Source organism: Thauera mechernichensis (genome assembly GCF_029588855.1).
GTDB lineage: Bacteria > Pseudomonadota > Gammaproteobacteria > Burkholderiales > Rhodocyclaceae > Thauera > Thauera mechernichensis.
Window position 1 is genome coordinate 45011 of record NZ_JARQZE010000015.1, and the last position, 23348, is coordinate 68358.

At 66.7% G+C, this 23348-nt stretch carries 20 protein-coding genes; 13 read left to right on the forward strand and 7 right to left on the reverse strand.

Translation table 11 applies throughout. The annotated features are described in order from the left end of the window. Positions 1 to 111 precede the first annotated feature (111 nt). Positions 112 to 327 (forward strand): YdcH family protein, encoded by a 216-nt coding sequence (locus P7F68_RS16025; protein WP_002930158.1) that lies wholly within the window; start codon positions 112 to 114, stop codon positions 325 to 327. Between the two features lie 125 nt (positions 328 to 452). After that, entirely contained in the window at positions 453 to 1235 is a 783-nt protein-coding gene (locus tag P7F68_RS16030; RefSeq protein ID WP_277834634.1) for an alpha/beta fold hydrolase, read from the forward strand. Here the strand turns inward: P7F68_RS16030 and P7F68_RS16035 are convergent. Further along, positions 1214 to 2098, reverse strand: a complete 885-nt coding sequence (locus P7F68_RS16035) for an endonuclease/exonuclease/phosphatase family protein (protein ID WP_002941901.1) — start codon at positions 2096 to 2098, stop codon at positions 1214 to 1216. The two genes, P7F68_RS16030 and P7F68_RS16035, sit on opposite strands and share 22 nt — an antisense overlap. Positions 2099 to 2223: 125 nt before the next feature. Between P7F68_RS16035 and P7F68_RS16040 the strand changes: the two genes are divergently transcribed. Both P7F68_RS16040 and P7F68_RS16045 read left to right on the forward strand, forming a co-directional pair. Continuing rightward, positions 2224 to 3987, forward strand: a complete 1764-nt coding sequence (locus tag P7F68_RS16040; protein WP_002930163.1) for a sensor histidine kinase — start codon at positions 2224 to 2226, stop codon at positions 3985 to 3987. Further along, positions 3984 to 4613, forward strand: coding sequence for a response regulator transcription factor (locus tag P7F68_RS16045; RefSeq protein ID WP_002941897.1), 630 nt, complete (start codon positions 3984 to 3986; stop codon positions 4611 to 4613). The genes P7F68_RS16040 and P7F68_RS16045 overlap by 4 nt, the downstream gene beginning before the upstream one ends. A 106-nt stretch (positions 4614 to 4719) precedes the next feature. On the opposite strand, the gene P7F68_RS16050 is transcribed toward P7F68_RS16045, so the two are convergent. The 3 genes from P7F68_RS16050 to dsrO are packed head-to-tail and all read right to left on the reverse strand — an operon-like array spanning position 4720 to position 9719. Then, positions 4720 to 7815 carry a molybdopterin dinucleotide binding domain-containing protein gene (locus tag P7F68_RS16050; protein WP_277834638.1) on the reverse strand — a complete coding sequence of 1032 codons (3096 nt, stop codon included), beginning with the start codon at positions 7813 to 7815 and terminating at the stop codon, positions 4720 to 4722. 25 nt (positions 7816 to 7840) lie between these two features. After that, complete coding sequence (nrfD, locus tag P7F68_RS16055; RefSeq protein ID WP_277834640.1) at positions 7841 to 8938, reverse strand: NrfD/PsrC family molybdoenzyme membrane anchor subunit; 1098 nt, start codon at positions 8936 to 8938, stop codon at positions 7841 to 7843. A gap of 22 nt (positions 8939 to 8960) precedes the next feature. Further along, positions 8961 to 9719: a sulfate reduction electron transfer complex DsrMKJOP subunit DsrO gene (dsrO, locus tag P7F68_RS16060; RefSeq protein ID WP_002941889.1), complete on the reverse strand. Its 759-nt coding sequence runs from the start codon at positions 9717 to 9719 to the stop codon at positions 8961 to 8963. Positions 9720 to 10217: 498 nt separating this feature from the next. On the opposite strand from dsrO, the gene P7F68_RS16065 reads away from it, so the two are divergent. The 4 genes from P7F68_RS16065 to P7F68_RS16080 all read left to right on the forward strand — a co-directional run bounded on the left by P7F68_RS16065 (position 10218) and on the right by P7F68_RS16080 (position 15356). After that, complete coding sequence (locus tag P7F68_RS16065) at positions 10218 to 11069, forward strand: HDOD domain-containing protein (protein WP_002930170.1); 852 nt, start codon at positions 10218 to 10220, stop codon at positions 11067 to 11069. A 215-nt stretch (positions 11070 to 11284) separates the two neighbouring features. Continuing rightward, positions 11285 to 14170 carry an adenosylcobalamin-dependent ribonucleoside-diphosphate reductase gene (locus P7F68_RS16070; RefSeq protein WP_002930173.1) on the forward strand — a complete coding sequence of 962 codons (2886 nt, stop codon included), beginning with the start codon at positions 11285 to 11287 and terminating at the stop codon, positions 14168 to 14170. Between the two features lie 114 nt (positions 14171 to 14284). Beyond that, entirely contained in the window at positions 14285 to 14524 is a 240-nt protein-coding gene (locus tag P7F68_RS16075) for a hypothetical protein (RefSeq protein ID WP_232431641.1), read from the forward strand. 13 nt (positions 14525 to 14537) lie between these two features. Further along, the gene (locus P7F68_RS16080; protein WP_002941881.1) at positions 14538 to 15356 is read left to right on the forward strand and encodes an SEL1-like repeat protein; all 819 of its coding nucleotides are present in this window, start codon (positions 14538 to 14540) and stop codon (positions 15354 to 15356) included. Between the two features lie 39 nt (positions 15357 to 15395). Here the strand turns inward: P7F68_RS16080 and P7F68_RS16085 are convergent, their stop codons facing one another. After that, a complete protein-coding gene (locus P7F68_RS16085; protein WP_002930182.1) occupies positions 15396 to 15743 on the reverse strand; it encodes a hypothetical protein in 348 nt (115 codons plus the stop codon). Positions 15744 to 16015: 272 nt separating this feature from the next. On the opposite strand from P7F68_RS16085, the gene P7F68_RS16090 reads away from it, so the two are divergent. The 3 genes from P7F68_RS16090 to P7F68_RS16100 are packed head-to-tail and all read left to right on the forward strand — an operon-like array spanning position 16016 to position 19614. Beyond that, complete coding sequence (locus tag P7F68_RS16090; RefSeq protein ID WP_198291817.1) at positions 16016 to 17611, forward strand: ABC transporter ATP-binding protein; 1596 nt, start codon at positions 16016 to 16018, stop codon at positions 17609 to 17611. Next, entirely contained in the window at positions 17604 to 18668 is a 1065-nt protein-coding gene (locus P7F68_RS16095) for an ABC transporter permease (RefSeq protein WP_002930187.1), read from the forward strand. The genes P7F68_RS16090 and P7F68_RS16095 overlap by 8 nt, the downstream gene beginning before the upstream one ends. A 13-nt stretch (positions 18669 to 18681) precedes the next feature. Then, the gene (locus P7F68_RS16100; RefSeq protein ID WP_002941875.1) at positions 18682 to 19614 is read left to right on the forward strand and encodes an ABC transporter permease; all 933 of its coding nucleotides are present in this window, start codon (positions 18682 to 18684) and stop codon (positions 19612 to 19614) included. 14 nt (positions 19615 to 19628) lie between these two features. Here P7F68_RS16100 and P7F68_RS16105 read toward each other — a convergent pair whose 3' ends face one another. Continuing rightward, positions 19629 to 20249, reverse strand: a complete 621-nt coding sequence (locus P7F68_RS16105; protein WP_002941873.1) for a glutathione S-transferase family protein — start codon at positions 20247 to 20249, stop codon at positions 19629 to 19631. Positions 20250 to 20495: 246 nt separating this feature from the next. On the opposite strand from P7F68_RS16105, the gene P7F68_RS16110 reads away from it, so the two are divergent. Both P7F68_RS16110 and P7F68_RS16115 read left to right on the forward strand, forming a co-directional pair. Next, on the forward strand, positions 20496 to 21833 hold the full coding sequence (locus P7F68_RS16110) for a uracil-xanthine permease family protein (protein WP_277834651.1): 1338 nt from the start codon (positions 20496 to 20498) through the stop codon (positions 21831 to 21833). Between the two features lie 41 nt (positions 21834 to 21874). Continuing rightward, positions 21875 to 22348, forward strand: coding sequence for a universal stress protein (locus P7F68_RS16115; RefSeq protein WP_002930200.1), 474 nt, complete (start codon positions 21875 to 21877; stop codon positions 22346 to 22348). Between the two features lie 61 nt (positions 22349 to 22409). On the opposite strand, the gene P7F68_RS16120 is transcribed toward P7F68_RS16115, so the two are convergent. After that, complete coding sequence (locus P7F68_RS16120; protein ID WP_002930203.1) at positions 22410 to 23348, reverse strand: N-carbamoyl-D-amino-acid hydrolase; 939 nt, start codon at positions 23346 to 23348, stop codon at positions 22410 to 22412.

Sequence of the window (23348 nt, forward strand, 5' to 3'; positions counted from 1 at the left end):
TGCGCTTCATTGCGCATTGTCAGGCCCGCCTGCCCCGCATACCATTGGCAAACAATGGCGGGGCAGACGTGCGCTTGAGCGCATGCAGATCCAGATCGGGGGAGCGTATTCATGACGGACGAGCAATTCGACGAGGTCACCAGCCTGCGCGGGCGCCTCGAGGAGCTGCGCAGCGAGCATCGGGACCTGGACGATGCGATCACGCGCCTTGCGCAGCAGCCATCGGAAGACGAGCTGATGCTGCGCCGGCTCAAGAAACGCAAACTCGCGCTCAAGGATCGCATCACCGCCATCGAGCACATGCTGGACCCTGACGAATACGCCTGACGCATCGGGCCTTGCACTTCGAGCCGCAGCCCGGCTACCTTCCGCACCCCACTCACCGTGCATCAAGCCCTGCCGCACAAGCTGCCGGGCGCATTGATGCAAGCTGCAAGTCACCAGAGACATCCATGCCTACGATTCCTCTCCGCGGCCATCTGGCCGCCTATGACGATTTTGGCCCGACGACGGCCCACCCCCTGCTCCTTGTCCACGGTGCCGGACACGACCGCGGCATCTGGCAAGCTGTTGCCGAAGGCCTGGCTCAAGCCGGCAGGCGCACGATCGCCGTCGACCTTCCCGGACATGGCAGTTCAAGCGGCGACGCGTGTCTCGACATCGATGCCATGGCGGACTGGGTGCTCGCATTCGCGGACGCCGCTGGCCTGGGTCGCTTCGACCTCGGCGGTCACAGCATGGGCTCGCTGGTCGCACTCGCCGCAGCGGACTCGGCCCCTACACGGGTGGGCCGCCTGGTGTTGATCGGCAGCCTGGCGCCCATGCCGGTCGCCCCCTTCGTGCTCGATGCTGCGCGTAACGACCCTCAACAGGCGCACGCCCTGATCAACAAATTCTCCTTCGCTCCGGCGGAGTTGATCGGCGAAGCCCGGCGACAGGCGCTGGAGGAAGCCAATACCGCGCGCATGCAACGCAATGGCGCAGCAGTACTGGCCTCCGATCTGGCGGCCTGCGACGCCTGGCAGAACGGCCTGGCCGCCGCCGCCAGACGCCGCGGCCCAAGCCTGTTGCTGTGCGGCGAGGTCGACCGCATGACCCCGCTCAAGGCCGTGACCCCGCTCGCCGACGCCCTCCAGGCAGAGGGCAATGCGCGCCTGGTCGTGCTTGCAGCCTGCGGCCACGGCATGCTCGACGAGAACCCCGCTGCCGTGGTTCAGGCCCTGCTCGAAGACTGAGCCTCGAAGGTGAGAACCACCGGCTGGTGGTCCGACGCCGCCGTGTCCGCCACGACCTCCAGCTCGCGCACGCGGGCTGCAAGGTCGGTGGTGACGAAGAAGTAGTCGCAGCAATAGGCGCGATCGGGCCACTCGGCGCCATGCAGGCCGACTGTGGGCGCATGAGGCTGTGCGCCATGAACGAGCTGCCACGCGTCTACCCAGTGCGCACGCGCATCGCCCCAGGGTGCCGCCGGTAGCGGCTGCAGCATGGCAAGATGCTCGGCCGAACCGGGCTCGCAGTTGAAATCCCCGCACAACACGGCCGCTGCCGGGCGCTGCGGCGCGGCAAACGACGGATTCGCCTCCTTGAGTGCGGGCGGGCGCGCGGCCAGATCGGCTGCCTCGGCCTGCAGACCGCGCAGCGCCTCGACCTGGGCGCGACGCTGGACCGCCGAGTAGTACTCCAGGTGCGTGGTCATCACCCGCAGCGCGCCCCACGGCGCCTGCACCACGGCCTCCACGCACACACGCTGCATCGCCGGGTACGCCGGGTCCGCGGGCGAAGGCAGCAGGTGCCTGAACACCTGTCCGACAGGCAGGCGCGACAGCAGCAGGTTGCCGAAGCGGGCACGCCCGCCCTCGCCGTCCGGCAGATCGACGGCCGCCGCATAGACAGCCTCATACCCCGGAAAGGCCGCGCCCAGCGCAGCGGCTTCATCCTCCCGCGCCCCGCCTGCCAGCCCGGGGAAATTGCACGCAACCTCCTGCAGGCAAATGACGTCGAAGTCTCCCGCCGCCCGGATCGCCGCCGCGCTGCGGGCGAGGTCCACCCGCCCATCAGCCCCACGCCCCCACTGGATGTTCCAACTCAGCAGCTTCATGCCCTGCTCCTCCCCTGCTCCGAGATCCATGCGCCAGCGGGCTTGACGCCTCTGCCGCAAACAGCGATTTTGCACCCATGTCCAGGCCTCTTTACGTTTCTCGCCTCTGCGCCGCCCTGGGGTACATGCTGCTTGCCCTCCTGCCCCTAGCACCCGCCTGTGCAGCCCAGCCCCTGCGCATTGGCGTGCTCGCCTTCCTAGGCTCGGAAGCCGCAGTCGAAGAATGGTCACCCGTCCTACGCCGGCTGCAGGCCAGCCTGCCTGGACACACCCCCGCACTCGTCCATCTCGACCATGATGGCTTGCGCCTTGCTGCGAGCCAAGGCGAACTCGACTTCATCATCACCAACCCGGGACACTACGTCGAGCTCGAAGCTGAACTCGGCGCTAGTCGAATCCTCACGCTCGACGCCGGCGGGGGACGATCACCCGAGCGTGCATTGGGCTCTGCGGTGATCGTACCGGCAGACAGCCCGCTTCATAGCCTCGCCGAGTTGCGGGGCAAGCGCCTGGCCATCGTCGGCCGTGAAGGCTTCGGCGGCTTCCAGATGTTGTGGGGAGAGCTCGACGCACTCGGCCTGTCGCCCGAGCGGCATCTCGCCGCCCTGCACGAAGTCGGCTTCCCGATGAGCGGCGTAGTCGCAGCGCTTGACGCCGGCTTGGCCGATGCGGGCGTGCTGCGCAGCTGCCTGCTCGAGAACCGGGCGGACTGGCAGGAGCGTTTTCGCGTACTGTCGCCGCGCAACGAGCCTGGCTTCGCCTGCGCCAGCTCCACCCCGCTCTACCCCGACTGGCCACTCGCCGCCCTGCGCCACACGTCACCCGAGCTTTCACGTATGGTCGCGATCGCGCTGCTCGGCATGCGTACCGAGCGTGACGGCCTGGCATGGGCGGTACCGGCGGACTACCAGGCGGTCCACGAGTTGTTCCGGCGCCTCGAGATCGGTCCCTACGCTTACCTGCGTGCCCCCACGCTGATGGCGCTGGCCGAACGCTACTGGCCATGGGTAGCAGGCTTTGCGTTGCTGCTCCTGGGCTGGATCATCTATACCGTCCGTGTCGAACACTTGGTGCAGCGCCGCACCGCCGAACTACGCCATGCTCTCGCCGAGCGGGAGGCTTTGACGCAACACATGCATGCCGCACAGGAGCAGGCGGAGCACCTTTCGCGCCTGTCGGTACTGGGCGAGTTGTCGGGCACCCTCGCCCACGAACTCAACCAGCCGCTGGCCGCCATCGCAAACTACGCCAACAGCCTGGTGCGCCGAGCCGACAACCAGCGCCTGACGGAAGCTGCAGTGCGCGAGGCAGGTGGCGAGATTGCCGGCCAGGCCGAACGCGCCGCGGGCATCCTGGGCCAAATCCGCGTCTTCGCACGCAAGCGTGCCGCGAGCCGCGAACGCCAGCCCGTACGCGACGTCGTCGATGAGACTGTCGCCCTCTTTCGCGGCATGCTGGCGCACGCACCCGAGGTTCGGATCGCGGACGAGCTACCGGCCGATGCATGCACCGAGTTCGACCGCCTGCAGATCCAGCAAGTGATACTCAACCTGCTCAAGAATGCCTGGGACGCCAGCCACGGGCTGCCCGTCGCACGCCAGCGCATCCTGCTGACGCTCGACACCGACGCCGACAGCCTGCACATCCGCGTACGCGACTACGGCGTCGGAATCGACGCAGCCACGCGTAACCGACTCTTCGAGGCCTTCTTTACCACCAAGGCCGACGGCATGGGACTCGGCCTGTCGATCTGCCGCGGCATCGCCGAAGCCCACGGCGGTCGGCTGAGCGCGGATATTCCGGACGACGGACCGGGCGCCATCTTCGTGCTCACCCTGCCGCAAGCCAAGCGGTACATTCAATCCACAGCGAAACCCACCGACGCATGAGCCCGAACGAAGAACCTCTGATCCACGTCATCGACGACGACGCCGCCTTTCGCCGCTCGACCGTCTTCCTGCTCGAATCTATGGGCTGGCAGGTCGCTGCCCACGCTTCTGCCGAGGATTTCCTCTCCGCCGTAGCCGCCCCCACCCAGGCGGCCTGCCTGGTGCTCGACATCCGCATGCCCATGATGAGCGGACTGGAGCTGCAGCAGGTGCTGCACCAGCGCGGCTTCGAGGCGCCGATCGTGTTCATCACCGGACATGGTGACGTGGAGTTGGCGGTCCAAGCGATGAAGCACGGCGCCTGCGACTTTCTCGAAAAGCCGTTCAAGGACCAGGCCCTGATCGATGCTGTCGGCCGTGCGGTGAAGCTCGGCTGTGAGGCCCGCGCCCGCAGCGCGCGCTGCGAGGAGGCCAGGCTGGTTCTCGAGCGCCTGTCGCCACGCGAGCGCGAGGTCGCCCGCCTGGTGGCCCTGGGGCTACCCAACAAGCTGGTCGGGCGAGAGCTCGACATCAGCGAGAAGACGGTGCATGTACACCGCCACCATGTCATGGAAAAGACCGGAGTCGGCAGCGCCGCCGAGCTCGCGCGCCTGATGCTGCGCGCGGACCCCACCGGCCTGGACTGAGACGCTACCGCCCAATCACACCTCTGCCGGCGCGCCTGCGTTTGCATCGATCCCATGGCACGGCGGCAGCCGCGAATCGAACCGGTCGAGTCGCGGACTTCTGGCCTCACACCCGCTCAAGCCGGGCCGGAATACCCTGGCGCACCGAGGTGCCCGACACCGCATCCACCCAGATGCCCTTGCCACCACGCGTCGGGTCGGACAGGCCGAGGTCATTGAGGTTGATGCCCGCCCGCAGGTCGGGGCGGTCCGGCTGCACCCGGTCGCCGATCCGATGCGCCCGTGCGCCCAGTTCGAGGTGGCCGTAACCGTGCTCGATCGCCATCACCCCGGGCACCACACCCTCATGCACGATCACCGTGCATGCCGCCGCGCCGCCCGGGGTGCGGATGCGCGCGGCGTCGCCGGTCTTCAGGCCCAGCTTTTCGGCATCGACCGGATGCACGACCACCGGATTGTCCGGGTGCAGGCCGGTGATGCGGGTAGCGATGCTGTACGAGTTCTGTAGCGCCGACTTGTAGCTGATGATCTGCAGCGGCCAGTCCGCCTCCGTATGCACCTCGCGCATCGGCGTGCCGTCATAGAAGGCCGGTGGCGTCCATTGCGCGCAGCCGAGGAAGCGCGCGCCGGAGAGCGTGTTGCGCGCGCTGCCGATCATCTCGTTCCACAGCCACAGCGGCTTCGTGAAGCGGTTGGCCTGCCACTCGGGCTGCTCCGCGTCCTGCGCCTCGGTGGCCGGCTGGTAGCGCCCGCCACGGGTGAACAGGAAGGCCACCTTGCGCCACTCCTCGGGCTTGAGCACGCCCTCCAGCTGCGGGCGCAGGCGATCGACACCGGAGAGCTGCAGATCCTCGTCGGAGGCGTCGGCCACCGGCGCCTTGCCAGCGAAAGCGATGTTGGCGCCGCCGCGCAGGTACCAGTCCTCGGGCGTCTCAAGCGGATGGCGCTTGCCGTCCATGTCGGCGATCGCCTCGCCGCCAAAGCCGGGCAGCTTCATCGCCTTTGCGAGCGCGATGTAGAAGGTCTCCATGCCGATCGGCGTACCGTCGGGGGTCTTGTCCGCCTTGGGTTCGACCACCGGCCAGCGCGCGGTCGTGGCCTTGGTGGGCACGCCATTCCAGGGCGCGGCCCAGCCCCAACTCTCGTACATGATGGAGTCGGGCACGATGTAGTCGGCAAAGGCGTTGCTCTCGTTGATCAACGGGTCGACCGAGATGATCAGCGGCAGCTTCTTCGGGTCGGCGAGGTCGCGCTCGATCAGCGGGCGCACACCGGTGATGCCGTACAGCGGGTTGCAGCTCCACAGCACCAAAGCCTTGAGGCTGTAGGGATAGCCGCGCAGTGCACCGGTGAACCATTCGGTGCCCAAGCCCGGCGCGTTGGGGAACCAGGCGTCGCTGGCCGGATAGGGCTTGCCCTCGGCCTGGCGGCGCTTGAACTCGGCCGAGCGCTCATAGGCCACGTTGCGCCCAAGCGGGGTGCCGGACGGCTTCAGCTCGCCCGGGAAGGTCTCGAGATCGTAGCGTGGGCCGGCACCATTGTCCTTGAAGCCGCCGCCGTTCATCACGAAGCCGCCCTTGCAGTTCAGGTTGCCGATCAGCGCGTTCAACGTGACCACGGCGTAGGCGTTGTAGAAGCCGTTGCCGGCCATCATGCCGCCGTGGGCAATCGCGCTCGCCTTGCGGCCGTGACGGGTGAACTCGTCAGCCAGGCCGACGATCACGTCCTCCGGGATGCCGCAGACGGCCGAGTATTCGGCGATCGACAGCGCACGCGCCGATTCTCGCAGCAGCTCGAAGGGCGTCTTCACCGTCACCGGCTTGCCGCCGAGCTCGATCACCCGCGTGGCCTCCAGCACCGCCGCCACGGTCGCGGTTTCGGCCGCAACCAGCTCACCGCCGGCGGTGGCGATGACGTAGGGGTCGGCGTCCTTGTATTTCTCCTCCGCCGCGACTTCCATGCCGATGTCGGAGCCGCGCAGGAAGCGGCCCTGGCGCGGGTGGCCGTCCTCGGCGATCACCAGCCAGCCGGCGTTGGTAAAGGACGGCTCGCCCGCGGCCTGAGCGGCCTTGAGGTTGGGCCAGCCAAGGTAGGCGGTGTTCACGCGCTCGTTGTCGAACATCCAGCGCATCATGCCCATCACCAGCGCACCGTCGGTGCCCGGACGGATCGGCACCCAGCGCCCGTGCTCGGCGGCGGCAAGGTTGTGCGAGTTGTTCAGCACAGGGTCGACCACCACGTAATCCAGCCGGCCTTCGGCACGTCCCTTGGCGAGCATGCCGCCGGTGCGCTTGAAGGGGTTGCCGGCGTTGCCCGGCGCGGTGCCGATGAAGAGCACGAATTCGGCGTTGGCCAGGTCGGGCTTGGCGTGCGGCATGCGCTTGACGTCGCCGAACAACGCACCCGAGCCGGAGCGGTAGGCGCCGCCGCAGTAGGAGCCGTGGCCGACGTGGTTGAGCGTGCCGTAGGCCTGGTTCCAGAAGCGGCGGCTGAAGTTCTCGCGGCCGTCATTGACGCTGGTCAGCACCGCGACCTGATTCACCCGCTTGCCTAGCTCGGGGGCCTCGGCATCGATCGGCTTTTCCAGGTCGCGCAGTGCGGCCAGGCCATCGACATGGCCCTCGCCGAACAGGTCGCCGCCTTCCACCACTTCCTTCACCAGCTGCTCGAAGGAGATCGGCTGCCATTGACCGGAGTTGCGCGCACCGACGCGCTTCAGCGGGGTGAGCACGCGGAAGGGCGAGTTCATCTGGTCCATCGCCGCGTTACCGCGACCACAGGCGGTCGAGCGCCCGGCCAGGCCCTTGTCCTGGAAGCGCGACATCGCCACCAGACTCTCCTTGACCGACGCCTTCATCGGCAGGTGGGGCTCGGTCGACAGCGGGCTGTAGGGGTTGCCGACGACGCGGATGACCTGGCCGCTGGCCTTGTCGATGCGCACGCGCACGCCGCACTGGGTGGTGCAGCCCAGGCAGGCGGTGTAGCTGACCTGCTGGTTGGGGTTGGGGGTGAACTCGCCGCTCACCGGATCGACGGTGAATTCCGGTTCGGCCGAGCGGCCGTGGATGTGCCGGCCTTCGGCGATCTTCTTCTCTTCGGGGCCGGTGAAGTTGGCCACCATGCGGCCCAGGGTCTGCGAGAAGCCTGCGGCAAAGGCGGCGAGGCCACCGGCGGCGATGATTTCACGACGTTCGATTTTCATGATGTATCTCCTTGGTCGCCCGCGCTCAGGCGGCAGCCTTGTCGGTGTTGCCGGCCGCGAGGCGGTCGAGCGGCAGCAAGGTGGTGATGAGGACGAAGAGGAAGACCCACAGCCCGGCGGTGCCGACGATGCCCATCAGGCCCTCGGGGCCGAGCGGTAGCGAATAGGTGTAGTAGCCGGCGCCGGTCTTGGGCACCTCCTGGCCACCGATGAAGATGGACCAGCGCATCATCCACGCCGAGTGCAGAGCCAGCAGGCCGATCAGCAGGCCGGACCCGGGCCACTTCCACGCCAGCAACAGGGTGAGCACGGTGGCCGTCACCGCCCAGGCCGCCGAGAGCTGCCAGTTGGCCGAGGGACCGACTTCGGCCAGGGCCTGGGCATGGACCGGCGACACGCCGGAGAGCCCGAGCGCCAGCCACAATGCTCCCACCGCCAGGGCCACCACCTGGGTCGCGGCCAGCACCCCGGCCATGCGGCGATTGGCAGCCTGGTCACGCACGCTGAAGCGGTTGAACAGCAGTGCCAGGCCGACCGCGCCGGCGAAGGCGGTGACGAAGAACTGCAGTGGCAGCAGCGGCGTGTTCCACAGCGGACGAGCCTGTACGACCGCAACCTCGGCGCCGGTGTAAAGCGCCACCAGCGCTGCGCCGACGAAGGCGAGCAGCGCCGCCGCCTTGAGCGCGCCACGGCTGTCGTGGCCGCCGTAGGCGAGTACGTTGGCCAAGCCGGAGAGCTTGCCACCGCTTTGCGCATGGCGCGCCAGATCGGGGCGGAAGGCCAGCCAAGCGTAGGTGAGCAGCCCGCCCAGATACACCGGGATGAAGAAGGCGCCCCACGACATCCACGACGTCGGCGTGAAATAAGCATAGAAATGCCAGAAGCGGCCGGGCTGGTGCAGGTCCGCCAGCAGCGCCACCGGTGCGGCCAGGCCGCACACCAGTGCGCCGAGCAGGGCCAGACGCGAGATACCAGCCCAGCCCGGGCGGCGGAAGACGACGCCCGGCAGCGACAGCAGATACGCGCCGTAGGACAGGCCGATGAGGAAAAAGTACTGCACCGCCCACGGCAGCCACGCAACTTCGCGCGCAACGTTGATGGTTTCGACGATGTTCGGGTTCATGTTGGATCTCCTCGCGTGCGGTTCAGGCGTGCGGCAGACTGCGGGGCTTCCACAGCGAGCCCTGGCCCTCGACCTTGCCTGTGAAGCGCTCGTCGAGGCCGATGTAGAACACCCGCGGCGCCGTATCGAGCTCGGGCTTGAGCACCTTCAGCTGCGGCTGCGCCTCCTTCAGGCGGCGGGCGAGTTCGCCCTCAGGGTCGTTGATGTCACCGAAGATGCGCGCGCCGCCGACGCAGGTCTCGACACAAGCGGGCAACAGGCCGGCATCCACGCGGTGGGCGCAGAAGGTGCATTTGTCGGCCTTGCCGGTGTCGTGGTTGATGAAGCGCGCGTCGTAGGGGCAGGCCTGCACGCAGTAGGCGCAGCCCACGCAGCGGTCGCCGTCGACGGCGACGATGCCGTCCTCGCGCTTGTAGGTGGCGCTCACCGGGCATACCGGGATGCAGGGCGGGTTGTCGCAGTGGTTGCACAGTCGCGGCAGCACGTAGGTGCCGGCGGGCTGGGCGCTGTCGGTGAGCTTGACGCTGTAGGTCGACACCACGGTGCGGAAGCTGCCCTCGGGCACCGCGTTCTCCTGGATGCAGGACACCGTGCAGGCCTGGCAGCCGATGCACTTGCGGACGTCGATCAGCATCGCCCACTGGTGCTTGGCTGTGCTGGCGATCGCTGGGGTGGGCACCGCTACCGCCGCCGCAGTCACTACCGGCACGCCGCGCAGGAAGTTGCGGCGTGAAGCCGAGGCTGGCGCTGCGCATGGCGGGGTTTCCAAAGCCTCTTTCATTTCAGTACTCCACGGGCCGTTGACGTGGATGACACTTTAGGCTTCCGATACCCATACAAAAATTGGGGAAATAAGGCAGAACGCTAGATGGTTCTACCTATTGCGTTCCGCTGCCCCCACGGCGATCAGGGACAGGCGCTGCACGCTACATGCGTCAATTCATCAGCCGCCTGCCCTGCTCATGTGAGCGGCCTCGAAAAAATCCTCAAGGCAACCATGACCCCGTCGATACTCCTTTGTTCGTATGGGTCTCCTCATGGGCTCATGCACCAGTTGCGGCAGACGGCCGAGGGTTGCCAGCGCGGGAATGACCTCCATCGCCTCGTACGACTGCCCTGGCTGGCGTCCTCGGGCATAATCGGACCCGCCTCCAGGGAGGAAAGCTCCGATTGCCGAGACGTACGCCGACGCGCACCGACAGGCACGGACACCACGCGACCATGTGCAGCGCAAGCGCCCGGCGCCGCCGATGCTGCCACTGCCGTAAAGGACTGAGCCATGCACTCCGCACAGGAACTCGTCAGCCAGGTCGAGGCGCTGACCGCCCTGCCCGACGTCTACGAACGCGTTCGCCAGCAACTCGACTCGCCCGCCGGCTCGATCGGCGAGGTGGCACGACTGGTGGCGGCCGATCCCGCGCTCACGGCACGCCTGCTACGGCTGGTCAACAGTGCCATGTACGGCTACCGCGGACGTATTGCCGACGTCGATCGCGCCGTCCAGCTGCTTGGCCTGCAGCAGGTACATGACCTCGTGCTGGCGATGTCGCTGCATGCAATCTTTGCAGGCGTGCGCCCTGCCCGCCTCGACATGCGCCGTTTCTGGCGCGACAGCATGCTCAACGGGCTGGCGGCACGGGCGGCCGCCCGCCGCCGCGGCCTGCCCGGCAGCGAACGTCTGTTCGTGATCGGACTCCTGGCCGACATCGGCCACCTGGTGATGTACCAGACGGTTCCCGAACTCGCCGCAACCGCACGCGAATCCGCCGAGCGCGACGGAAAGGCCCTGGACGTGAGCGAGCGCGAAGTCGTCGGCTGCGACTTCAGCGAGATCGGGGCTGCGCTGGCCGACCTGTGGCAGCTGCCGCCAAGCTTTGCTGGGGCCATCGGTACCCAGCTCTGCCCCCGCTTGGGTGGCGAGTACGGCAATGAAGCGGCCCTCCTCAGCCTGGCCCGCTGCGTGGTCGAGGCCGAACGCCGCAATCAGTCGAGCGCGGATGCGGCGGCGAGCCTCGAGGCGGACATCTGGCCACTGCTCGAGCTCGAGCCAGAGCAACTCGCCGACATTCGCGAGGAAGCCGAACTGCACCTGGCGGCCTATGTGAACCTGTTCTTCTCCTCTGCACACTAGCTGGCGCACGGCAGCCGAAAACCCGCGTAAACACTGGCTTTCGTGCCTAAAAAAGAGAATATAGAGCTACTACATGTAGTGCATTCGTAAAATTTGAAACACAAACTAAAAATATAACTACATGTTTTAAAAGGATTTTATTTTTTTGCGAAATCCCGCTTTCCGCGCTATTCTTCAGTCCGTTCCAAGACCCACCACGGATGAAGAAAAAAGCCATGAGCGAGACCACCAGCGCGTCCACGAGTGCACACAACCAAGGCACCATCAAACCCTCTGCCGCCAACCTGCCGATGCAGGAGATCTCCGGCGAGGTTCTGGTCGAAAAGTACGCCAAGGGTGACGAGCAGACCGTTGCCGAGGTGCGCCGCCGGGTTGCCCGTGCGCTTGCCGCGATCGAGTCCGAAGACAAGCGCGCCCACTGGGAAGCGAAGTTCCTCGAAGCGCAGGAGAAAGGTTTCGTTCCCGCTGGCCGCATCAACAGCGCCGCAGGCACCACGCTGGCCGCCACGCTGATCAACTGCTTCGTGCAGCCGGTCGGCGACTCGGTCACTGAGGCCGTCGATGGCCGCCCCGGCATCTACACCGCGCTGGCCCAGGCTGCCGAGACCATGCGTCGCGGTGGCGGTGTCGGCTACGACTTCTCGTCGATTCGCCCCAAGGGCGCGCTGGTGAAGGGCACGGCATCGAACGCCTCCGGCCCGGTGTCCTACATGCGCGTGTTCGACCGCTCTTGCGAAACCGTCGAATCCGCCGGTGCACGCCGCGGCGCGCAAATGGGCGTGCTGCGCTGCGATCATCCGGACATCGAGGAGTTCATCCACGCCAAGGACCACGGCGACCTCACCAACTTCAACATCTCGGTCGGCGTCACCGACCCCTTCATGCAGGCCGTCGAGGCCAACGGCGATGTCGAGCTGGTGCACAAGGCCGAGCCCACCGATGAGTTGAAGGAAGCCGGCGCCTACCAGCGCGACGACGGCCTGTGGGTGTACCGCAAGGTGCGTGCACGCGACCTGTGGGACCAGGTCATGCGCTCGACCTACGATCACGCCGAGCCGGGCATCCTGTTCCTCGACCGCATGAACCAGGACAACAACCTGTACTACTGCGAGACCATCGAGGCCACCAACCCCTGCGCCGAACAGCCGCTGCCGCCCTATGGCTGCTGCTGCCTGGGCTCGATCAACCTGACGCCCTTCGTCAAGAACCCGTTCAGCGACAAGGCCGAGTTCGACTATGCAGGGTTCGGCAAGGTGGTCGACGTCTCCATCCGCATGCTCGACAACGTGCTCGAAGCCACCCACTGGCCGCTCGAACAACAGCATGCCGAGGCGCAGTCCAAGCGCCGCGTGGGCCTGGGCTTCACCGGCCTGGGTGACGCGCTGATCATGCTCGGCAAGCGCTACGACACGCCCGAAGCACGCGAGGAAGCGCGCAAGATCTCCGAGTTCATGCGCAACCGCGCCTATCTGGCCTCGTCCGACTTGGCCAAGGAACGCGGCGCCTTCCCGCTGTTCAACGCCGACCTGTACCTGTCGGGCGGCAACTTCGCCTCGCGCCTGCCGGCCGAGGTCAAGGACAAGATTCGCAAGAACGGCATCCGCAACTCGCACCTGCTGTCGATCGCGCCGACCGGCACCATCAGCCTGGCCTTCGCCGACAACGCCTCGAACGGCATCGAGCCGCCCTTCTCCTACACCTACACCCGTCGCAAGCGCATGGCCGACGGCACCTTCAAGGAGTATGCGGTCGAGGACTACGCGTGGCGCCTGTACCGCCACCTCGGCGGCAACGTCGACAAGCTGCCGGAATCCTTCGTCACTGCGCTGGAGATCTCCGCGCAGGCACACAAGGACATGGTCGCCGCCGTCGCCCCCTATGTCGACACGTCCATCTCCAAGACGGTGAACGTGCCCGAGGACTACCCCTACGCCGAGTTCGAAGACCTCTACCTCACCGCGTGGAAGGCGGGCCTCAAGGGGCTGGCCACCTACCGTCCCAACAACGTGCTGGGTTCGGTGCTGTCGGTGACCCCGACCGCCGAGCAGAAGCAGCCGCACGACGTCGAGATTGCCGACGCCAACAAGCGCCTGTCGATCAAGAACCTGCCCGCACCGGTGCTGTCCAGCCTGCGCTGGCCGGGCCGTCCGGATCTGCCCGACGGCAACCTGGCGTGGACCTACATGCTCAACACCCCGAGCGGCGGCTTCGCGCTCTTCGTCGGCCAGGTCGGCAACAACGGCGGCAGCTTCCCGTTCGAAGTGTGGGTAAACGGTGCCGACCAGCCGCGCGGCCTGGGTGCGGTGGCCAAGACGCTGTCGATGGACATGCGCGCCAACGACCGCGGCTGGCTCAAGCTCAAGCTCGACACCCTGGCACGCACCGTCGGCGAGCGCTCGTTCGAGATGCCCTTCCCGCCGCACGGCGAGAAGAAGCTGGTGCCCGGCGTGGTTTCGGCCTTTGCCCAGGCGGTGAACTACCGCTGCGAGAAGCTCGGCGTCTTTGACAAGGAAGACGACAGCAACTCGGTGCTAGACACCCTGTTCAGCCTCGAAGAGCCCAAGACCGGCACCGACGGCACGCTGTCGTGGACGGTGGACATCTACAACCCGGCCACCGGTGAAGACTTCGTGCTCGGCCTGAAGGAGATCACCCTGCCGGACGGCGTCACCCGTCCGTACTCGGTGTGGCTGTCGGGCAACTATCCGCGTGCGCTGGACGGTCTGACCCGCATCCTGTCGCTCGACATGCGCGTCATGGACCCGGCCTGGATCGGCATGAAGCTGCGCAAGCTGCTCGACTACCCCGAGCCGCTGGGCGACTTCATGGCCTTCGTGCCGGGCACCCGCCGCCAGCAGAACTGGCCCAGCACGGTCGCCTACCTGGCCCAGCTCATCATCCACCGCTACGCCATGCTCGGCGTGCTCGACGAGAAGGGCTACCCGACGCGCGAGATGGGCATCCTCGAGTCGCCGCGCGACGACAACGAGCCCAAGCTGATGCAGGGCGCGCTGTGCAACGAGTGCGGCAACCATACCGTCATCCGCAAGGACGGCTGCGACTTCTGCACTGCCTGCGGCGCGGTTGGAACCTGCGGCTGAGCCCAACGCGGGAGTTCGCTGAGGTCAGGTCGCATCTCATATAATGCGTTCTGCCCATAACTACACGAAGCGCCCCAGGCCAGTTGCTGGCCGGGGCGCATGCGCTCCTGCACCATGCCAACCTGTCCCCGCTGCGACGGCACGGACTGTCGCGAATCTCCCTGGCGCTCCGAAGACGAGCGCCGGGAACACAAGGGTGAAACGCCCTACCGCTGCATGTCCTGCGTGCATCGCTTCTTCGGGCCAGGCCGCAGGAACCTTCTGCAACACAACCCCCTGATCGCCGCCATCGGTGGCAGCACGCTGCTGGTGGTCATTGCGGTGGTGCTGATCATGTGGGCCTGGAAATCCTGAGCGGAGTCGCGCAATGAGCAGCACACCCCTCACGATCACCTGCCCGAAGTGCGGCTCGACCGACTGTCGCGAGTCGCGCTGGCGCTCGCACCAGGAAAAGGTGGACAACCCGGGCCAGCATCCATACCGCTGCCTGAATTGCGCCAACCGCTTCGTCGGCAGGCACACCGGCAGTATTGCCGGACGGCGCAGCTTCCTGCTGCTCGCGGGCCTGGCTGGACTTGCTGTCGTTGCGCTGGTCGCGGGCGTGGTCGTGGTCCTGCTCGAGGGGCGCAAATCCGTGCCGGAGGCGCCGTCCGCCGGAATGCCCGTCGGCGCTGCGGCAAGCACACACATCGAGGCCGCTGCACGCGGCGATACAGAGGCTCAGTTCCGCGCCGGACGCGCGGCGCTGCTCGACACTGCGCGTGGCAAGGAGGCAACGCTGGAAGCCCTGGGCTGGCTCAAGCGCGCCTCTGAGGGCGGGCACACGGGCGCAATGATCCTGCTTGGCAAGCTCTACCGCAACGGTGTGGGCATTACCCAGAACTACGACCTCGCAGCACGCTGGATCGCGGCCGCTGCCGAGGCGGGCGACCCCGAGGGCATGGTCGAACTGGGGCGCCTGCACCGCGCCGGGATCGGGGTGCCGCAGGACGCGGTACAAGCGTATGTGTGGTTCAACCGCGCCGCCGCCGCACTCAACATGAATGGCGTTCAGGAGCGCGACAGCATCGCCATAAAGCTCAGCCCGGACGAGCTCAAGCGCGCCCAGACCCTGTCGCTCGAACACGACACCCATGTCACCCCAAGTGCAGAACGCAACGCGGATGACAAGGCGACGCCGGACTGAAGGCAGTCGCGTGCGCCCGCGGCGCAAGGCCTCAGCCCATCACTGTGGCTCGCCGATGGTACCGGCGAATACCCAGCCCTGCTCCACCACATAGTTGAAGACGAAACCGGTCGGTACGTCGACGAACAGGCTGACGCTTTCACCGGCCTGCGCCGGTGCGAGGGCGGCCTCGGCGCGTTGACCGGCAAAACGCCAGCCTTCGTCGGCCAGGTACTCGTAGCGTCCGCCGGTCTGCTGGTCGAGCATCACGGCCAGCGGTGCAGTGGCCGCCCGGTCGAGCTTGACACGGACGGCCGCTGCCGACTCACCAGCCAGCGCAGCGGGCGCAGAAACGGCAATGACGAGCGCAGCCAGCGAGGCGACGCCCGGAAAACGACGGACATGCATGGGGGTATTCCTTGAAAAAACGGGATCAGGTCGCGCCATCGGCAAACGACAGCAATATGCTGCAGCGCAACATCACAACCCGGATGGTAGCAGAAACAAGGTATTCCTCAAGCCGAAAACGCACCCCCCTTCCAGGCACTGCCCGCGTGACACAAGCCGCGACGCCGTCGTGACCTGGCGACGACTTGCCTACGCGGCTACTGGACGCGTATCGTCGCGACGTTGCGCCGTCCAGACGCGCGCGGGATGACTCACCGAGCCCAGTGAACACCATGACCCACCCCCCTGCCAGCATCGCTGGCGCGGCCAGCAACCCGCGGCTCAAGCTGAGCGGGATCAGCAAGATCTATCCGACTGTCGTCGCCAACGACCGCGTCGACCTCAGCGTCCGACCCGGCGAAATCCGGGCCATCCTGGGCGAAAATGGCGCCGGCAAGTCCACGCTGATGAAGATGATCTACGGCGTCACACGCCCCAGCGCCGGCCAGATCTTCTGGGAGGGGCAGGACGTCCAGGTCACCAGCCCGGCGCATGCGCGCAGCCTGGGCATCGGCATGGTGTTCCAGCATTTCTCGCTGTTCGAAACACTGACCGTGGTGGAGAACGTTGCCCTCGCCCTGCCCGGCGCCCAGGCTCTGGACGAGTTGGCCGAACGCATCACCGAGGTGTCGACGCGTTATGGCCTGCCGGTCGATCCGCGCCGCCACATCCACGCACTCTCGGTAGGCGAGCGCCAGCGCGTGGAGATCATCCGCTGCCTGCTGCAGGACCCGCGCCTGCTGATCATGGACGAGCCCACCTCGGTACTGACGCCGCAGGCGGTGCGCAAGCTGTTCGAGACCCTGCGCCAGCTGTCGGACGAAGGCTGCTCGATCCTCTACATCAGCCACAAGCTCGACGAGATTCGCGAGCTCTGCCACACGGCCACGGTCCTGCGCGCCGGCAAGGTCACCGGCGAATGCGAACCCGCCCGGGAAACCCCTCAGTCCATGGCACGCCTGATGATCGGCAAGGAGCTGCCGCATTGCGAGCATTCGCAGGCCGCCGCCAGCGGCGAAGTGCGCTTGCGCCTGGCAGGTCTGTCGCACGCTGCCGACGACCCTTTCGGCGTCGACCTGAAGGACATCCACCTCGAGGTACATGCTGGCGAGATCGTCGGCATTGCCGGCGTGTCGGGCAACGGCCAGCAGGAGCTGCTGCGCGCAATCTCGGGTGAGGAGCCGCTGGCCGAACGCTTCCCGGTGCAGATCTGCAATGTCGAGGCAGGCCGCCTCAAGCCTGGCCAGCGCCGCAAGCTCGGCCTGTGCTTCGTTCCGGAAGAGCGCTTGGGGCGCGGCGCCGTACCCGGCATGGCACTGGCCGACAACGCCCTGCTCACAGCCTCGCACACACAGGGCCTGGTGCGCGGCGGTCTTGTAGACGCGGGCCGTGCGCGCGCCTTCGCCGAGCGCTGCATCGAGGCGTTCAAGGTCAAGTGCGGCGGCGCTGGCGCACCCGCAAAGTCGCTGTCGGGCGGCAACCTGCAGAAGTTCATCGTCGGCCGCGAGATCCTGCAAGCACCCAGGCTGCTGGTGTGCGCACAGCCGACGTGGGGCGTCGATGTGGGCGCCGCAGCGCTGATCCGCCAGGCCCTGATCGACCTGCGCGACCGCGGCTGTGCCGTGTTGGTGATCTCGGAAGAGCTCGACGAGCTGTTCGAGATCTGCGACCGCATCACCGTCATCGCCAAGGGCCGGCTGTCTCCCGCCCGCCCCACTGCGCAGACGACGGTCGAGGACATCGGCGTGTGGATGAGCGGCCTGTGGCCAGGGGCCGAGACCGACGAACCACTTGCTGCGCCAACGCCTGCGGAGTCACTGCATGCTTGAACTCGAAGCCCGTGCCGAACCCTCGCGGCTGATGCCCTGGCTGTCGCCGCTGCTCGCGGTGGCACTCACCCTGGTCGGCGGCATGCTGCTCTTCCTTGCGCTCGGCAAGGATCCGATCGAGGGCTTTCGCATCTTCTTCCTCAACCCGGTACGCGACCTCTACGCCGTCTCCGAGCTGCTGCTCAAGGCGACGCCGCTGATGTTGTGCGCAATCGGCCTGGCAATAGGCTTCCGCGCCAATGTGTGGAACATCGGCGCGGAAGGCCAGTTCATGCTCGGGGCAGTGGCGGCAACCGGCGTGGCTCTGTACTTCGACGGCAGCCAGAGCAGCCTGCTGCTGCCGGCAATGGTGGCCGCGGGGGCGCTCGGCGGCGCGCTGTGGGCGAGCATCCCGGCCTTCCTGCGCACGCACTTCAATGCCAACGAGATCCTGGTGTCGCTGATGCTGGTGTACGTGGCGCAACTGTTCGTGTCCTGGCTGGTGTTCGGGCCATGGCGGGACCCGGACGGCTTCAACTTTCCGCAGACCAAGATGTTCGACGACGCCGCCACCATGCCGATGCTGCTCGAGGGCACGCGGCTGCACATGGGCTTCGCAATCGCGATCGGCCTGCTGGTCGCCGGCCATGTGTTCATGAACCACAGCTTCACGGGCTTTCGCATGCGGGTGGCAGGCGAAGCCGCGGCAGCGGCGCGTTATGCGGGTTTTTCGGCTTCGCGCATGATCTGGGCCGGCCTGCTCGCGGGCGGTGCAGCAGCGGGCATCGCAGGCATGGGCGAGGTCGCAGGGCCGATGGGCCAGCTCACCGACAAGGTCGGCAGCGGCTACGGCTTCGCGGCCATCATCGTTGCCTTCGTCGGGCGACTGAACGCCTTCGGGATCCTGCTCGCCAGTCTGCTGATGGCGCTGCTCTATATCGGCGGCGAGCAGGCGCAGCAGTATCTCAACCTGCCGAGTTCGATCTCGATGGTGTTCCAGGGCATGTTGCTGTTCTTCCTGCTCGGCTCCGACGTCTTCATCAACTACCGCCTGCGGCTGCGCCGCCGCGCCGCCTGAAGCGGGAACGCCCATGGACGCCAACCTATTCACCTCGATGCTGTTCGCCACCGTGGTGGCCGGCACTCCGCTCATCATCGTTGCCCTGGGACTACTGGTGAGCGAGAGGGCCGGTGTGCTCAACCTCGGCGCCGAGGGCATGATGGCCATGGGCGCAGTGACTGCCTTCGCCATCACCCATCACAGCGGCAGCCCCTGGCTGGGCGTGCTGGCCGGCATGGGCGCCGGCATGGCGATGGCGCTGCTGTTCGGCGTGCTTACACTCACCCTGATGGCCAACCAGGTCGCCTCGGGGCTGGCGCTGGCGATCTTCGGCGTCGGCCTGGCCGCATTCGTGGGCAAACCGTATGAGGCCGTAGCGCTGCAGGCAGTGCCGCCGATCCGCATCCCGTTCATCGCCGACATCCCGCTCATCGGCGAGGCGCTCTACAACCAGCAGTTGCTGGTGTACTTTTCCTGGGCGCTGTTCTGGGGCCTGCTGTGGTTCCTTTACCGCAGCCGTGCAGGCCTGGTGCTGCGCGCGGTAGGCGAATCGCCCGCTTCGGCGCATGCCATCGGCTACCCGGTGATCCGCATCCGCTATCTGGCAGTCCTGTTCGGCGGCGCCATGGCGGGCATCGGCGGCGCCTTCCTGTCGGTGTTCTACACGCCGATGTGGGCAGAAGGCATGGTCGCCGGCCGCGGCTGGATCGCGCTCGCGCTGGTGGTGTTCGCTACCTGGCGGCCATTGCGGGTGATGATCGGCGCCTACCTGTTCGGCGGCGTGATGATCACCCAACTCTTCATCCAGGGCTCCGGGCTGCAGATCGACTTCCCATCGCAGTTCCTGTCATCGCTGCCCTACTGGGCAACGATCGTGGTCCTGGTGGTGATCTCGCGCAACGTGAACACGATCCGGCTGAACTCGCCGCTCTCGCTCGGAAAGCCCTATCGGCCTGATGCCTGACGGGCACGCTGGTCCTAGCACTTCGCGCTCGGTCGCTCGGCGATGCGGTCGCGCCATGCCTGAAGGTTGTCCAGCCCCTCGGCCCCCGGCCTGAACTTCATCAGGCCGCGGGCGAACTCGATCGCGCAGAAGGCAGTGATGTCGGCAATGGTGAAGCGCTCGCCGGCGACGAAGGCGCGCGTCGCGAGTTCCTCATCCAGCCAGCGCGCCACCTCGCGTACCTTCTCGCCTTGCGAACGGCCGAACTCGGGGAACTGCGGCTGCTCCAGAGGAGCCAGGCCGGGATGGGTATGGCGGATGCAGTTGGCGATGCCACCGAACAGGTAGAACTCCATGCGCCGGTCCGCCATTTCGATGAAGGCGCGCTCCTCGAAGCTTGCCCCCATCAGGTTGGGCTCGGGATACAAGCCCTCGAGATAGGAACAGATGGCGCGCGTCTCTCCGAGCATGCGACCGTCGTCGAGTTCGAGCACCGGCACCTTGGCCAGCGGGCTTTTGGCACGAAAGTCCGAACTGCGATGCTCGTTCCTGCCGATCTCGACGACCACCTCTTCGATACCCCTGATGCCCTTCTCGGCGATGAACATCTGGACCCGGCGCGGATTGGGTGCGCGCGGCGAAATGTAGAGCTTCATGTGTTGTCCTCGGGGCGCAAGACAGCGCCCGCTTCGACGGACGCCCGGCCCAGTGCGCGATGGTAGCGCGTGCATGTTGCTTATGCAGCTATAAGCCGGAACGTATAAGTGCTATCAGAGGCCGCCAGTTTCCGAATCGGGGTCCGCTCCTAAACTGCGGGTACTGCACGACTGGAAGCAACACGCCTGCGAGCAGGCCGACAACGACAAACCAGGCCACAGCGCCAGAGACACGGAGACACCACAATGAGCGGGACGACCCCAGCCTACCCCGACCCGGCCAACCCGCCGCGCCCGGCCGTCGACGAGCACTCACCCGACTACATGCCGCCGCTGTCGCGCGCGATTCCGCTCGGCATCCAGCACATCATGGCGATGTTCGTCGGCAACATCACCCCCCCGATCATCATCGCCGGCGTGATCGGCGCGACCATGGACGAGCGCATCTTCCTGATCCAGGTAGCCCTTTTCGTCGCCGGCATCTGCACCCTGATCCAGTCGATCGGCATCGGCCCCATCGGCGCCCGCCTGCCCATCGTGCAGGGCACGAGCTTCGGCTTCCTGCCGGTGGCACTGCCATTGGCGAAGGCCTTCGGGCTGCCGGCGGTACTCGGTGCATCGCTGGTCGCAGGCCTGCTGCAGGTGTTCCTCGGCGCCTTCCTCGGCCGCGTGCGCCATCTGTTCTCGCCCGTGGTGACCGGCATCGTCGTGCTGCTGATCGGGCTCATCCTGATGCCGGTCGGCTTGCGCTATGCCGCGGGCGGGGTCGGCGCAGCCGACTTTGCGGCACCGCACCACCTGCTGCTCGCGTTGTTCGTGCTGGTCGTCACCATCGCCTGCCATCAGTACGGGCGCGGCTTCATCAAGCTCGCCTCGGTGCTGGTCGGACTCACCAGCGGCTACGTGGTTGCAATCGTGCTGGGCTGGGTGGACTTCTCGCGGGTCGAGACCGCGGCCTGGTTCGCCGTGCCGCAGCCGATGGTATTCGGCATGGAGTTCTCGCCCACCGCCATCCTGGGCATGTGCATCATCATGTTCGTGGTGGGTCTGGAGACGATCGGCAACATCTCGGCGATCACCGTCAGCGGCGCCAAGCGTGCCGCCACCAACAAGGAGCTCTCGGGCGGCGTCATGGGCGATGGCGTGGCCACCGCCTTTGCCTCGGTCTTCAACACCCTGCCCAACACCGCCTATGCGCAGAACGTCGGCCTGGTCGCGCTGACCGGCGTGGTCAGCCGCCACGTGGTCACCATCGGCGGCATCGTGCTGATCGTGCTCGGCCTTTTCCCCAAGCTGTCGGCGGTGGCCTCGGCCATGCCCCCGGCCGTGCTGGGTGGCGGCGCCATCGTGATGTTCGGCATGATCGCCTCGGCGGGCGTCAAGATCCTCGCCGAGAACGAGCTCGATCAGCGTTCGATGCTGATCCTGGCCGTCGCACTGAGCCTGGGCGTGGGCCTGCCGCTGGTGCCCGAGATCAGCACCGCCGTGCCCGAGCAGGTCGCCCTGCTGCTGAAGTCCGGCCTCATCCCGGCTGCGCTCGCGGCCCTCGTCCTCGATGCCGTGCTGCCCAAACCGCGCCATTGAGAAACCGCCACGCCAGCCCACGAGATTCCACGGAGACATCCATGTCCTACGAGATCAGATCCATCCTCTACGCCTCCGACCTGACCCCGCGCTCACCTGCCGTGTTCCGTCATGCCGTAGGCCTCGCGCTCAGATTCGGCGCCAAGCTGCACGCCGTCACCGTGACCACGCCGACCACCTCCCTGCCCTTCACCGAGTTCATCAAGAAGGAAACGCTGGACGAGATCAAGGTCGCCGGCCGCAACCAGGCTGAATCCCTGCTGCAGCAGCGCATCGACATCTTCGCCGAGGCTCACCCCGACATGGACGTGAAGTCGGTGCTCACCAGCGTGCGCGCACTGGAGGGCGAACCCGCCCGCCAGATCCTCGACATGGCCAAGCACACCCTGGCCGACATGATCGTGATGGGTTCGCGCGGTCACAGCGCGATCGGCGAACTGCTGATCGGCTCGGTGGCACACAAGGTGACCATGAAGGCCGACGTACCGGTGGTACTGGTGCCGATCGACCGCTGAGCGACTGTTCGTCCGCAAGGAAAGGCCTCGGGGCGCCCTGCGCCGCCGAGGCCTTGTTGCATCACTCCGGCGGCAGGACCGCGCCCTTGCGCTCCACGATCAGGCCATAGGCCTGCGGTTCGCGGTGGCGGGCAAAGTTGAAGGTGGTGCTCTTGTACGACTGCGTCAGATCGAGGTCGCAGCGCGCCACCGCCAGTTCGTCGCCCAAGGTCGAGCACGCACCGACGATCTCGCCCGAGGGCGCGACGATGATCGAGTTGCCGATCTGCATCACGCCCTCCTCGTTACCCGCCTTGCCCACACCCACCACCCAGCTGCCGTTCTGGTAGGCGCCGGACTGCATCACCAGCTGGTTGTGGAAGTGCGACAGGTTGTCGTGCTCGGGCGCGGGCGGATTGTGCACCGGGGTGTTGTAACCGATCAGCACCATCTCCACCCCCTGCAGCCCCATCACGCGGTAGGTCTCCGGCCAGCGACGGTCGTTGCAGATCGCCATGCCGATGATGCCGCCGAAGGCGCGGAACACTGGAAAGCCGAGGTTGCCGGTCTCGAAATAGCGCTTCTCCAGATGCTGGAACTGGCGCCAGGGCTCGTGCTCGGCATGGCCCGGAAGATGGATCTTGCGGTACTTCCCAACGATCGCGCCGGTCTTGTCGACCAGGATCGAGGTGTTGAAGTGGCGCGTGCGCCCCTCCTCCTCGGCCAGCTCCGCATAGCCGAGGTAAAAGCCGATGCCCAGCTCGCGCGCCGCCTCGAACAGCGGTCGGGTCTCCGGCCCGGGCATCTCCCGTTCGAAGAACTGGTCGATCTCGGCCTGGTCCTCGAAGTACCAGCGCGGAAAGAAGGTGGTGAGCGCGAGTTCGGGAAACACCACCAGATCGCAGCCATGCTGGCTCGCCTGGGTAAGCAACGCAATCAGGCGGCTCACGACCTGGCTGCGGGTGTCGTTGCGGGCGATGGGGCCGAGCTGGGCGGCGCCGACGGTGACGATACGGGACAT

Excerpts from the sequence above, each read along its gene's own strand:
- P7F68_RS16025 (WP_002930158.1), top strand. The coding sequence starts at position 112 with ATGACGGACGAGCAATTCGACGAGGTCACCAGCCTGCGCGGGCGCCTC.
- P7F68_RS16030 (WP_277834634.1), top strand. The coding sequence starts at position 453 with ATGCCTACGATTCCTCTCCGCGGCCATCTGGCCGCCTATGACGATTTT.
- P7F68_RS16035 (WP_002941901.1), bottom strand. The coding sequence starts at position 2,098 with ATGAAGCTGCTGAGTTGGAACATCCAGTGGGGGCGTGGGGCTGATGGG.
- P7F68_RS16040 (WP_002930163.1), top strand. The coding sequence starts at position 2,224 with ATGCTGCTTGCCCTCCTGCCCCTAGCACCCGCCTGTGCAGCCCAGCCC.
- P7F68_RS16045 (WP_002941897.1), top strand. The coding sequence starts at position 3,984 with ATGAGCCCGAACGAAGAACCTCTGATCCACGTCATCGACGACGACGCC.
- P7F68_RS16050 (WP_277834638.1), bottom strand. The coding sequence starts at position 7,815 with ATGAAAATCGAACGTCGTGAAATCATCGCCGCCGGTGGCCTCGCCGCC.
- nrfD (WP_277834640.1), bottom strand. The coding sequence starts at position 8,938 with ATGAACCCGAACATCGTCGAAACCATCAACGTTGCGCGCGAAGTTGCG.
- dsrO (WP_002941889.1), bottom strand. The coding sequence starts at position 9,719 with ATGAAAGAGGCTTTGGAAACCCCGCCATGCGCAGCGCCAGCCTCGGCT.
- P7F68_RS16065 (WP_002930170.1), top strand. The coding sequence starts at position 10,218 with ATGCACTCCGCACAGGAACTCGTCAGCCAGGTCGAGGCGCTGACCGCC.
- P7F68_RS16070 (WP_002930173.1), top strand. The coding sequence starts at position 11,285 with ATGAGCGAGACCACCAGCGCGTCCACGAGTGCACACAACCAAGGCACC.
- P7F68_RS16075 (WP_232431641.1), top strand. The coding sequence starts at position 14,285 with ATGCCAACCTGTCCCCGCTGCGACGGCACGGACTGTCGCGAATCTCCC.
- P7F68_RS16080 (WP_002941881.1), top strand. The coding sequence starts at position 14,538 with ATGAGCAGCACACCCCTCACGATCACCTGCCCGAAGTGCGGCTCGACC.
- P7F68_RS16085 (WP_002930182.1), bottom strand. The coding sequence starts at position 15,743 with ATGCATGTCCGTCGTTTTCCGGGCGTCGCCTCGCTGGCTGCGCTCGTC.
- P7F68_RS16090 (WP_198291817.1), top strand. The coding sequence starts at position 16,016 with ATGACCCACCCCCCTGCCAGCATCGCTGGCGCGGCCAGCAACCCGCGG.
- P7F68_RS16095 (WP_002930187.1), top strand. The coding sequence starts at position 17,604 with ATGCTTGAACTCGAAGCCCGTGCCGAACCCTCGCGGCTGATGCCCTGG.
- P7F68_RS16100 (WP_002941875.1), top strand. The coding sequence starts at position 18,682 with ATGGACGCCAACCTATTCACCTCGATGCTGTTCGCCACCGTGGTGGCC.
- P7F68_RS16105 (WP_002941873.1), bottom strand. The coding sequence starts at position 20,249 with ATGAAGCTCTACATTTCGCCGCGCGCACCCAATCCGCGCCGGGTCCAG.
- P7F68_RS16110 (WP_277834651.1), top strand. The coding sequence starts at position 20,496 with ATGAGCGGGACGACCCCAGCCTACCCCGACCCGGCCAACCCGCCGCGC.
- P7F68_RS16115 (WP_002930200.1), top strand. The coding sequence starts at position 21,875 with ATGTCCTACGAGATCAGATCCATCCTCTACGCCTCCGACCTGACCCCG.
- P7F68_RS16120 (WP_002930203.1), bottom strand. The coding sequence starts at position 23,348 with ATGTCCCGTATCGTCACCGTCGGCGCCGCCCAGCTCGGCCCCATCGCC.